Source organism: Streptomyces sp. NPDC097617 (assembly GCF_044761485.1).
In the GTDB taxonomy this organism is placed as follows: Bacteria; Actinomycetota; Actinomycetes; order Streptomycetales; family Streptomycetaceae; genus Streptomyces.
In genome coordinates this window covers 87,187-99,965 of record NZ_JBIWCL010000025.1, presented here as the reverse complement: position 1 = coordinate 99,965, position 12,779 = coordinate 87,187, and the positions used below count along the sequence as shown (strand labels likewise).

The window sequence follows — 12,779 nt, the reverse complement described above, 5'->3', positions numbered from 1 at the left end:
CCCGGCGACGGACAACAGCCGCCCACAACAAACAGGCCCGAAAACCCGGCAGGAACCGAACCCCTCAGCGGCACAGGCCAACGACTCGGCGGCCCGCAGGCCAACCCGCACGGAACACCACTACCGAAACCCGGCGACGGACAACAGCCGCCCACAACAAACAGGCCCGAAAACCCGGCAGGAACCGAACCCCTCAGCGGCACAGGCCAACGACTCGGCGGCCCCCAGGCCAACCCGCACGGAACACCCGAACCGCAGCCCGCCAAGGGTTCTTCGTCCGGCGACCCCGGCCCGGCGAGCGGGTCTCCCGCCGGCCGGGGTCACGACTACCCGGCGACGGCCACCAACCGCCCGACCGGCGAGAGCGGCGACAGTCCGAAGCCGAGCGCCCCGACCTCCTCGCACCCGTTCGAGCGCACCGGGCAGCCCCTCGGTGGACCACAGGCCGACCCGCACGGCACCGCGCAGCCGCGCCCGGGCGGAGGGAACCGTCCCGGAGAGGCGGTCCCCGGCGCCGGCGGCCCCGTGCCCCCGACGCGCTCGGGAGCCGGCTTTGAACGGCCGGCCACCCTCAACGACATCCCCGGCGGCACACCCGGCGGCGGGCGCGGACCCGGACAGGGCGGGGGGAACCTCCGTTCCAACGAAGGCAGCGGCAGCTCCACCTATGTCGAGACGCCGGCCCCCGGCGCCCGTCCCGGTCCTGGAGCAGGCGCCCGATCCGGTGGGGACGACGGGCACCCGTCCTCGTCGGCCGCCTCGCGTCCCGCCGAGGCCCCCGCGTCGAAGACCGGCCGGGAAACGCCCGATGCGGGCCCGGCCGGACCCACCTCATCCGGTCCTGCCCGGACCGAGGGCACGCCGGGGAGCGGCGGAGCGCGCCCGGCCCCGGCGTGGTCCGGCCGGACGGACCCGACGGCGCCAGGTGGCAGCCCCCGCGGGGGCGACACGGAAAGTGCCCCTGCCCCGCACAACGGCCGACCGGGTCCGGGCGGCCCGTCCCCGCAGCCGGGTACCGATACGGGCCGCCCGGCCTCCGCTCAGCTCCCCGGTGGTGCCGGAGCCGGAGCCGGCGGCCAGAGCACCGGACCGTCGCGTTCCGTACCGTCCGGCGGATCCCCCGGCAAGGACGGACACCCCACTGCGCCGGGCGCGCAGCCCGCGAACCCGGGCGCGGCGCCGTCCGGTCCGCCGACCACGCCCACCCCGGGCGGTACCGCATCCAGGCCGGTGGAGCCGCCGGCAGCGGCGCGGCACGACACCTCGTCCGCGGGTACTCCCGGCACCGGCGCGACGCCGGTGAAGGAGCCGTCCCCGGCCGGTGCAGTGCCCCCGGCGCGCGAGACGCCGGGCCCGCGCGGGACGCCCGCCGCCGGTGCGACACCCGCACCGGGCGCGCCCTCCTCCTCCCGCCACCCGGGCGAGGCGCGGTTCGACATCGGCGTGGCACGAGCGCGGCTCGACGACCCCTCGGTGCCGCAGGACCGGCGGAACACGTCCCGTCAGTGGGCCGCGGACGCGGTGCTCGAGCGGATCGGTCGCGTGGCGCCCGGTGAGAATCCGCTGGGCGTGGTGCCGCGGCCGGACGAAGTCGTCGCACTGGTCGCGGCCGAGCACCTGCGGGGCGGACACCTGCCCGCCACGGCCCTGCTGCACTCCCTCGTACCGGGTTCACAGCCGTCCCTCCCGCCGCCCCCCGCCGGGGAAGCCCCGTTGCCGGCCCCGTCGCGCCCCCACCTCGCACCGCCGTCCGGTCAGGCGGGCCTGGACCCGATCCGGGACTGGGAGGACCTCTCCGCCGTACCGAAGACACGCTCCAAGCAGGTGCGCGCCATCGACGAGGCGGTACGGCAGCTGCGCCGTACCCCCGGCGTCGCGGCTCTGAACCGGGTGCTCGACGCCGCGAACGCCTGGCAAGGGGGCAAGCAGCCCACGAGTAGCCGCTGGGGGGCGGTCGCGCAGCTCAAGGGGGCTGTCCAGGCCGAGCTCCACGCGTCCCGTCAGTCCTCCGGGCACGGTGAGTCGTCCGCGCAGGGCGCCGCCCGGGAAACGGCCGCCCGGTCGGCGGGCCCGTCCGCGCCCGTTGCTGCCGGGGGGCGTGCGGTCGAGGTGGAGGGCTTTGCGCCTGCCAGCGGTTTCGAGGCGGAGCTGCACGGTTACCAGGTGGTGGTGCGCCCGGGCATGAATGCGGCGGACCTGGTGTCGTTGGGCAATGTGGTGGAGCTGCCGGGGCTGTTGGCCATCACCTTGGACTTCGTAGGACAGAAGCCCGTTCTGGAGGTGGTGGCGGATCCTGCGCGCGGGTTGGTGCGGGGGCCTGATGACGGGCGGGCCGAGCGGTCCGATGTGGTCGCGGCGTTCCGGGATGTGCTGGAGCGGCTCGCTGCCGCGAAGTCGGGTGCCTCGCTGTCGCAGATCTTTCCCGAGTCGGCGGGCTATCGCGTCGATGTGGAGGCGGTGGACCTGCGGGTGCTGGACGGCGGCGGGTCGACGATGCTGGTGCATCACACGGCGACGGCTCCGCTGAGCGGGGTGATCCGGTTCATGGAGCATGTGCGTGAGCACATGCGTACGGAGTCCGACCCGGTCAGGATCGCCAAGGAGGATCTCGAGGGGGCGTTGAGGTTCGGCCGGGCGGCCGGTGACCGGTTCGGGCAGTGGCTGGCCGAGCGTCCCGCGCAAGCGGTACAGGCCGGGGCGTGGGATCGCGGGGACCTGGAGGGGGCGCTCGCGCTGGGGTATACGCAGGTCGCAGCCGCGGCGCGCGACCTCAAGACCGTGAAGGCCAGATCGAAGGACTTCACGGCGGTCGCCTCGCGGGAGCCCTTGCAGGCGATCCGGGCGGCGCTGGGCGTGGTGCCGGGGAGGTTCCTGGAGGAGCACGCCGGGGCGCTCGCGGGTGACTTCGACCAGTCCTTGCGCGTCGCCATGGCCACGGGCGCGAGCCTGCTGGACCGGCCGATGCACTGGGAGCGGAGCGCGACGATCGGGCAGTACCTCGACAATCTGCTCCGGGCGGTCCCCGAGCAGGTCATCGATCAGTATCAGGCGCTCAGGATCCGTACCGCTTTCGACGAGTTGGACAGCAATCCGGAGACCGGGACCGGGACACGGCGTATCGATCCCCCGGTCGTGCGGATGGAGTCCCGGCCCTACGCTTCGGCCCATTCGACCCGGGACACGGTCCTTCGGGAGTACGGCACCCTGGCGGACCTGTCCCTGGACCTCTACAACCGGGCCAGGCAGGAACGTCGGCTGCGCCCGGTCGGTGGCCCGGTGGCACCTCCGGTGCCCGCCGCGGCCGGCGGGCCGTCCGGACCGGTACTGCCGGCGCCCCCGACGGCCACGACCGTCCTCGAAGAACCGCCCACGCGGACACGGGCCACCATGCAGACACCCGCCCCCGCACGCCCGGCCCTCCTCGCCGACATCGCCACCCGCCTGCCCAAGATGAGCGCCGAGGAGCGAACCCGGGAACTGACGCTGCTGCCGCCGGACGCCCTGGACGCCCTGGCCGCCGACGAGGCACTGGTCACCGGCCTGCGGGATCACCTGCCGCCCGCGGAGTTCGCCGACGCGGCCGCCCAGCTCCTCGTACGGCTGCCGGAGGGGCTGGAGCAGCCGGTCTCCGCCCGGAACGAGGCGCGGGGCCTGATCGCCGGCATGCTCGCCGATCCCGAGGTGGCCGCGCGCCTGCTGACCGGGGGTACCCGGATGACCGTGGTCCCCCGGAACGTCCCGATGACCACGCTCGGCCCGTTCGCCGCACTGCACGGGACCCGCGCGGAGGAACGGTCCCTGGAAACCGTGCGCGGCATCCACCACGACGGCCAGGTCGCGGTCACCGAGGAGAACCTGCTGGGCGAGACCACTTCGGTGCCCGGCGACGGTGTCTACCCGGACGGCTACTCCACCACCACCCACGAGTTCGCCCACGCCATCCACGAGGGCGGCCTGAGCGCGACCGACCGCGCCCTCATCACGAGCGCCTACCGGGCCAAGGTGGACGAAGGCGCCGCCGCGCACTGGCCGGACGGTCCGCTGCGCGACCCGTCCGGTGCCCGCCCCGGTCCCAACTACTCCTCCCGCAACGAGCACGAGTACTTCGCCCAGCTCAGCAACGCCTACCTGGGTACCAACACCGGTACCGACCCGTACACCGGAGAACAGCGCAACAACGGCGCGGACTGGGTGCGGCAGCACGAGAGCGGCCTGCTGCCCCTGCTGGAGCGGCTCTACGGTCCCCGGCAGGAGAAGGGCGGCCGAGCCAACCCGTTCACCGCGGTGCAGGCCGAGCACGAGACCTGGGCGGGCTTCCGGGCGCTGTGGGGCCGGGCCGAGCAGGAACCGCAGCCGCAGCCGGGCGCTCCGGGCGACCTGCCTCTGGCCGGTGCCGACGGCGCCGTGCGGCCGCTGCGGTTCGACGAGGGGGGCGGCCACGAGGAACTCGGCCCCGTGCCGCAGGCGCACGTCACGGCCTCCGATCAGCTGCGCGGGCCCGTCCGGGCGGGTGGCGAGGCGATCGCCGGGACCGTGGTCCCGGGCGGTCCCGGCGGGTTGCCCGGCGGCACCCGACAGGCGATGCCGGCGCCTCCGACGACCACGACCGAGTTGGAGGAGCCGGCCGCCCACGCACCGCCCACGGCGGAAGCACCCGCCACGTCCGGGCATCCCCCGGCGGGGGTGGTGGCCCAACTCGCCGAGCGGGGACTCGCCCCGGTGTTCGTCCTCGCCGACGGAGACGCGCTGGCGCACGCGCTGATCGCCGTAGCGCCGAAGGAGAGCGGGCAGTTGGTGGGCCGGAGCCGGCCCGCCACCCCGCAGGAGCTGCGCGCGCAGGTCGCCGACGCGGTCGCGGCCGACCTGCGCAGGTCGCCCGCCGAGCGCAGGCTGCTGTCGCCGGAGACGGTGCCGAACGGGCCGGACGGCGCACCGCTGTTGCCCGAGGCGGCTGCCGCGGGCAGCGCGGACGAGATCGCCCGCGGGGTGCGGACCGGCGACGGCCCCGCCTCCTCGGACTGGCTGACCCTCGCGGGCGCGGCGGTCGGGCTGGGGCTGCGGATCACCGTACTGGCGCCGGACAACGCCCCCTGGACGGTCGGACCCGCCGACGGACGGCCTGTCGTCCTCCTCCAACAGGAGCAGCCCGGACCCTATGCCGCCCGCTGGGTGGCGACCGAACCCATCGCCGCGGCCGAGCAGGCCCGGCGCGCCGGCCGGCAGCGCGCGGACGAGACCTCCGGTTTCACCTGGGGCAGCGCGTCCTCCCCCGCGACCCCGGCCCCGGGAACGGCCCGGAGCGGCCTCGGGTCGTCCCCGGCCACGGGCCCGGCCCGGCCGGCCGCAGCCTCCGGCCCGGCAGATCCCGTGGTCTTCTTCGGCGAGGCCCCCCGGCCGGCCAAGTCCACTCCGGCCGCCCCCGCGACGGAGACCACCACCCCCGCAACCGCCGTGCCCGCCCGCGAGAGCGCCCTCGTCCCCGCCGCCCACGATCCCGGCGAAGGCAGCTCCCGTGGCCCCGCGGCCGGCCACGACGGCAGCGGATCCGGGTCGGGGTCCGGGTCGGGGTCCGGGTCCGGGTCCGGACAGGCCACCGTGCCGCACGAGGGGGACGACGCCGGGTCCCGCACCTTGTCGCCCTACGTCAAGGACTACGGCTCCCGGCTCGACGGCCTGATCGGGCTCGTGCCCCACGAGCCGGTTCCCGAGGACGTGCTCGAGGCACTCCACCAGCACGTACTGACCGCGTTGGGCGTGACGCCGGGGGGAGCGGCCGGCCCGGCCGTTCTCCGGCACCTCGCCGAAGCGCTCAGCAGCGCGGAGATCGGCCTGCATCTGCCGTACGTGCGCAGCACGCGCGGGCATCGCGTCACGGTCACGGTGGACGGCACGGAGCACACCGTGGACGTCCGGCTGCGCCTGAGCGAACCGCGGCCGGTCGCACGGGGAACCGAGGGTGAGGTACCGCGCGATACGAAGCTGGAGCGGCAGAGCGAGGGCAGTCAGACCTCCTCCGCGGCCGAGAGCTCCGCCACCATGCGGACGATCCCGATCCCGTGGACGGCGATCTACAACGGCCCCGCCGGGCCGCTGCGCTGGTTCGACGGGGCCCTCACCCTGACCCTGACACACCATCAGCTCACGCAGTCCGCGACGGTCAGCGAGGGCGTCACGACCACGTCCATGCAGCGCGCGAACGATCCCGCGCATGCCGTCGAGTTCACCGGCCGGTGGCAGGTGCGGGTGGACACCGACCGCAGTGCGCCGGGGGACACCTGGGGCGCGGAGCGCGACCACGGGCGGCTGACCGTCTGGTTCCCCGAGTACCGGGCCGTCGGCCACGGCGGCGCCCTCGGCCCGTTCCCGCAGGCCGCCGGGCTGGACGACTTCCCCCTGTGGGGCGTGGACGCCGTGGCCGAACCGGGCAGGCTGCTGGACGAGCTGCTCGACGACGGCGCCTTCGCCGCCCTGCGCAGCCTGGGCGAGGGCTCCCGGGGCGAGTTGGCGGGCTTCCTCTCCGAGGGGATGCTGCGCAACACCTTCCCGATGCAGCGGGACCGCGGCGTGTACTCGCCGCTGCTGCTGGACGGCGACGGCAACGCGATCGGCATGCTCCGGCTCGCCGCCACCGTGCGGCCGGGGAGCCCGAACGCGCAGAGCCCGCACGGCCGGTTCAGGCTGGAGACCTGGTTCACCCACACCTCCGGCGTGGACCGCTCGGCGCGACTCACCAGCGGCATCGGGGTCGACGGCAGAGGCGGGCCCACGTTCACGCCCGATCGGGCACCCGGCCACCCGTCCGCCGCACGTCACGTCCAAGGGATCGCCTTCGGCAGGGCCGGCGTGTCCTGGCAGTCCAGCGACGCGCTGAACGTCAGCAACAAGTCATCGATGATGCACGCCCTCTACACGGACGCCAGCCACCTGCACGTCCCGTCGGAGATCACCTACCGGATCACGCTCGTACGTGCGGGCGGCGGCAGCACCACCGGCTCCTTCGGCCCGTGGCCGCAGGGCGTCCAGCTGCGGCTGCTGCCGCGCGGTACGGTCCGAGAACCCGCGCAGGAGGAGCTGCGCGGGCTGCCCGGGCACCTGGAACACCTCGAGAGCATCGGCTTCTCCGCAGTGCCCCTCGCCGTCAGCGGCGCGGACCGCATGTTCGAGCGGGCGCAGGAGTGGCTGCGCCGGGAGGGATTCCTGCCTCCGCAGGAGCACAGCCGGTACGGGATGAACGACGCGCGGGCGCAGGCCCAGTTGGCCAATCTGCGACGGTTCGGGCAACTGGCTTCCCGGATGGGTCTGGCCGCCGCGCTGCCGGACGCCGTCGAAGGCGGGCGGTCGGTCTGGTTCGAGCAGCCCGGCCTGGTGAGCGGCACCCGCCGCGTCCAGTTGCGCTTCGACGCCGCCCGGGACCGGACCCCGCGTCCCGGTGAGGCCGGCGCGCCGGCCTCCCTGCACACGGGGCGGGCGCCGCAGGTGCAGACCGCGGGAAACACCTCCCACGAGGCGCGCGGCACCCGGCAGCGCGGCAACCAGTTCGGCGGCACGCTGGGCGGCGGAGGGGGACTGCGGTGGCCGCTGGCGGGCGGCGGATGGGGGCTGGACACCACCGGCGAATACACCGGGGGCGCGCAGCGCTCGAGTGCCGCGTCCGCCGGATCCTCGCAGGCTGGGGACCAGTACACGATCACGTCCAAGGGCGGCACCGAGGTCTTCACCGTACCGGCCCGGTTCGCGCTGGACCTCTACGAGGGCAGCGCGCAGGACCCGCTGGTGCGGTTCGCCGACCCGGCGACGGACCCCGCGGCCGGACACGTCACGAGCCCGCGGCCCGCCGCGACCGGCCCCCTGGGCCGCCCGGTCGTGCCGTCGGCGCCGACGACCGTCGCCGGACACGTCACGCTGGCCGTGCCGCACCAGCGCACCGTCCCGGTGCAGGGCCGGATCGTGCCCGCGCCGGCCTTGGACGTCATCCGCGCGCCCCGCACCGGCGGGGGAACGGCGGACGACGCCGTACGGCTGCGCCTCACGGACCCCGCCGGACAGCCGCAGCCGGGGCTGCTCCGGCTGCCGGACGACGCGATCGTGGACGTCTTTCGCGCGAGCGCCGCGCTGCGGCAGGCGTTCCGGCAGCTGGTCACCGGCACCTATCCCGGCCGGCCGGACGTCGGCGCGCTCAGCCGCGGGCTGCACACGTTCAGCGGCCGGATGCCGGACCTGGTGACCACGCCCGGCGCCTGGCTGGGCGAGTATCTGGCCGGCCCCGCCGCCGAGAACCAGAGCGCCTTCGCCGGCGAGGTCCTGAACCAGCATCTGCGGGTCTCCAACCTGCTCGCCCGCGCGCAGCAGATCTTCAGCGGCACCTACGTCGTCGAGGGCCTGGTCCTGCCCGGCCTCGGCGCCGACCGGGAAATGTCCCTGGAGATCACCGGCTATCTGCGCAACCCCGCGCACAGCGGTTCCTTCCGCAGCCACGGCCAGCGCGACGTGAACGCGACCGATGCCGCCGCCCGGCAGCGTTCCGAGGCCAGGTCCCACCAGTTCGACGGAGCGGTCACCGCACTCCGGGCGGTGGCCGCTCCACCCGCCGGCAGCCCACCGCCGCGGGTCTCGCAGCCCAACCCGAGCGTGCGGGCCTCGCGCGGAAGCCGTACCGAGACCACGGTCGAGCACTCCGCGAGCACCTCGGTCGTGCGGATACCGACGGACGCCGCCGACCAGTACCTGATCACCGCCGACGCCACCCTGCTGGTGACGCTGCGGCAGGGCACCCGCAACGTCCTCGGCAACCTCGCGGGCCTGGGCAGCCGGGACGGCATCGTGGTCGCCGTCGATCTGCCCGGGGCTGTGCAGTTCACCATGGCCACCAGCCACTTCGCACGCTACGCACGCTGGTTCGCCGGGGTGCTCGGCCTGCCCCGGCTGGTGCGGGAGCCCGCCACGCTGCCGCCGCCGGACCACTTCGTGCGCACCGGTGAGATCGGCACCGGCAGCGTCATGTCCGTCACCCAGGTCGACCACCCGGCGCGGCGCAACGAGGTCCGCGGCCGGCTGCACGAGGAGCTGCTGGCACAGGTGGAGCGGGTGGCGCCCGGCGTGACCCGTCCGGGTCACGCCGCGTACCTGCCAGGGGTGTCCACTCGCCTCGCCGACCTGACCGCACCGCCCGCGCTGCGCGCGCTGCCCGGGCGGGGCACGGTCCGGCTGTGGTTCCGGTACGCCGCGACGGGTGGCGCCCGCCTGGTGGAGGTCACCCTGGCGGCCCGTCCCGTCGGAGAAGTCCCGGCCCGGCGAGAGCTGCGCGGGCGCCCCGCGGGCGCGATGAACGCCGTGGACACGGTGAACATCCACGCGCCGGAGAACCGCTCCGATTCCCGGGCGGTCACCCGGACCTGGCAGCTGCAGGCGGCCCCGATCTCCCGCTACCCGCGCTCGGGCAACGGTCCGGGCCACACGGACCGGACCGGCCCGGTGCTGTCCGCCTCCACCACCCGAAGCATCGGCTCGCGCAGCGACCTCTCCGCCGACGACCGTCTCTGGACGCGCTCGGGCAACGCCGCCGACTTCGACGACATCGTCTACGACATCACCGGCAGCGTTCGCTCCGAACTGATCTGGGACTGGCCGCCGGACCTGATCGGCGGCGTTCTGAACAACGGATGGGTGTCCCTGACCGCGCGGGACGGCGGGAAGCTCAGCAGGCGGCTCGCCCGGATGATGAGCGGCGCGCAGGGACGCCAGGTCTCGGTCCCGGCGTTGGTGGGCATCCGGTTCGTCGGCTCGCAAGCCGTCGAGCCGCCCTCGTACGATCCGCCGGTGCGGCCGCACACCACGCACACCGACCCACGGCTGCCCCACGCACCGCTCTCCGACGGCGGGCGGTCCTTCACCGCCGGGCCCGTACTGGTTCCCACCGGTCCGACACCGGTGACCGGGTTCAACGGCTTCCCGGAGCTCGCCCACGCCCTGCGGACGGTGGCGCCGGACAGCACGGGCGCCTGGGGCCTGTCGGCCGACGTGACACCGGAGGCCACGGCGGCCCGCCTCGGGGAACTCCTGCAGGCCGGACGGATCACCGTCGGCCTGTCCGGCATGGCCGCGGGGCTGACCACCACCATGCCCGGAGCCTGGCCCGCGGCGAGCGATCCCGAGGAGACGCCCACCCTCCACGTGACCCTGCACAACCCGCGGTCCATCACGGAAGCCGACGACGTCGCCGTGGACCGGGTGCGCAAGCCCGTGCGCTCCACCAGCAGCTCCTCGGTCGTGGGCTCGGCGGTGGGCCTGGGCTACCAGTCCACTCTGAGCGGCAACCGGTCCAACCTGCACGTGGTCGGCTTCATCGTCCCGCTGCTGTCCCGTCAGCCGGTCTCCCGTACCGGTGGCGCGGGGGCCTCGGCCGGACAGCGGGACCGGATCAAGACCGGCAACCCCACCCGTTCCGCCACCGGAGCCGACACCCGCAGCCACGAGATACTCGTGGACGCGGTGATCACGGTCACCGGCCCGGCGGGCACCCTGTACGTCACCGGCAGCGCCGGCGTCCGGCTCTTCGAGCGGGAACTGCTCGGCCACGGCGTGATCGGACCGCGCATCGCCCCGCGGGTCTACGACCTTCCGTCGATGCTCGCCGGGCAGCCGAGCGCCCCGCTGCGGGACTGGATGACGCACCCGGTCACCGAACTGCCCGCGGCGCTGGCCGGGGAGCTGGAGGACCGGGACAGCGGGGCCCAGCTCTGGATCGACCTCGGCCCGGACCCGGACGGGAGCCGGCTGGCCCGAGCCCTGTACGTGGGCTCGCGGACGGCCCGGGCGGCGGACCGTCCGGTGGAGCTGGTGGTGCGCGGTGGAACGGGTCTGAGGTTCTGGCCGTTCGCCGCCGACGGACGGCTAGCCGACCTCACCCCGGCCACCACCCCCACCTGGAACCTGCTGCGTACGGCGGTCGTCACTGCCACCGACGCGGCCGAGGCCGAAGCGGACGCGGCCGGCCAGGAGGCCGTGCTCGGCCCTCAGGAAGCCGAAGCCGCCGAGCAACTGGTCACGGCGCGAGCGGAATGGGCGGCCAGGGTCGCCACACACGAGGCGAAGTCCGCGGAGCTCACCGCGGCGCGGACCGGCCGGCAGTCCCTCGCCGACCGGCTCCGCGACGCCGAGCTGGAGCGGGCGAGGGCCCAACTCGAGGCGGATCGGCGGGACCAGGCCGTCACGACGGCGGAGAAGCCCCTCGCGCAGGCGGAACAGGTGCTGCGCCAGATGCGGGAGGAGGCCGCGAGGAATCAGCCGACGGGCTCCAGTGCGGCCGGACCCGCGGCGCCGGGGAACGGTCCCGGCCCGGACGCCGTGTCCGCGGCGGAGTCCACGCGGGACGCGGCCCGGTCGGAGTGGGACGCCGCCCGCGGCGCGGCGGACGTGGCGCGGAAGGCCGCCCGGCGCACGGCCGGCGCGGTCGCGGAGCTGAAGGAGCAGCTGGCCGCCGCCGAGGAGCGGGTGAGCGGTGCCCTCGCCGCGGAAACGACCGCGGCCGCGGACGTCGCCCGGGCCACCGCTGCCCGCGACACGCTCTACGACGGGCACGGGCGGCTCCGGCGCGAGCTGGAGAGCGCACGTCAGGAGCAGGTCGACCAGCGGACGCTGTGGAACAACGCCTGGGCGGGTATGCCTGGTCCGGCCGCGATGCTGGCCGCCGACCGGTGCCGGGAGGGGATCGGCGGCGCCCGGTTCCCGCTGGACTCGCTCGGCAAGGCGCCCGGCGGTTCGGGCCGCTGAGCCGCGCAACGGCCCCGGCGGAGGGTTCCGCCGGGGCCGTCGAGACCGCTCAGTCGGTCAACTGCACAGTCCGTCAGCCGGTCAGCCGCCAGCGGCTGTCGCCGTCCACGTCGCACCGGTCGATCTCCACCCGGGTGTCGCCCTCGACCTGGAGGCACAGCTGGTTGCTCATGTAGTTGCGGATCCTGACGGTGCCGTCACCGGCCGGGTCGAGCCACCACAACTCGTTGTCCTCCAGGCTGGAATGGCAGTTCGCCTCCTGGACCAGGGTTCCCGCGGGCTTCGCCACCCGCTCCGGCACATCCATGCACAGACCGTCCTTGGCGTTGACGAAGAGGACGAGCGAGGCGCCGCCCGGGCCCGTGGCGCCGCGGTGGACCCGGATGTTCCACTGCTGGTTGTCGTCGGAGTTGCCGCACTTGGACTGGATGATCGGCACGGTGTAACGGCCGCCACCGATGAACGGGAGGTCGGCGCACATGCCGGTGGCCGCGTTCTTCAGCAGCACCCCGGACCGGTCGGAGAGCACCATCGGGCGGACCTCCTGCTTCACGGCCTCCGGCTTCGCCGGCTGCTGCTGCTGTTGCTGTTGCTTCGCAGGAGCGGCCTCGGGGACGGCCCCCTGGGCCTCGGCACCGCGGGCGGGCTGCACCGGTTGCGCCGCCTGCGGCGCCTGCGCCGGTTCCCCTGGTTCCGCGGGCTTCGGACCGGCCGACCGGTCCGATGACGGGCTCGCGGTGAGCGGCCCGCGCGCCGCCGCTTGTTCGGCGGCCAGTTTCTGCCCCTTGGCGTCCTGGTCCGCCTGGTAGCTGCGCCAGGCGCCCAGCCCCAGGGCGCCGCCCGCCACCAGCGCCAGCACCGCGGTGGCGCCGGCGACCCTGATGCCCACCCGGGAGCGCTCTCCCGGCTGTTGCGCAGTGCTCGTCAGCGCGTCGACGAACCGCGCCCGCTGCCGCCGCTTCGCGTCGTCCTGCTCGGTCTCACTCAACGCCCGTCCCCCACTCGAAGAA

At 75.0% G+C, this 12,779-nt stretch carries 2 protein-coding genes; one reads left to right on the top strand and one right to left on the bottom strand.

Translation table 11 applies throughout. The features are described from left to right. Nucleotides 1-1,230: 1,230 nt before the first annotated feature. A complete protein-coding gene (locus tag ACIQZO_RS31795; protein ID WP_403632811.1) occupies nucleotides 1,231-11,769 on the top strand; it encodes a hypothetical protein in 10,539 nt (3,512 codons plus the stop codon). A gap of 73 nt (nucleotides 11,770-11,842) precedes the next feature. On the opposite strand, the gene ACIQZO_RS31790 is transcribed toward ACIQZO_RS31795, so the two are convergent. Beyond that, complete coding sequence (locus tag ACIQZO_RS31790; protein WP_403632809.1) at nucleotides 11,843-12,757, bottom strand: RICIN domain-containing protein; 915 nt, start codon at nucleotides 12,755-12,757, stop codon at nucleotides 11,843-11,845. Between the last annotated feature and the right edge of the window lie 22 nt (nucleotides 12,758-12,779).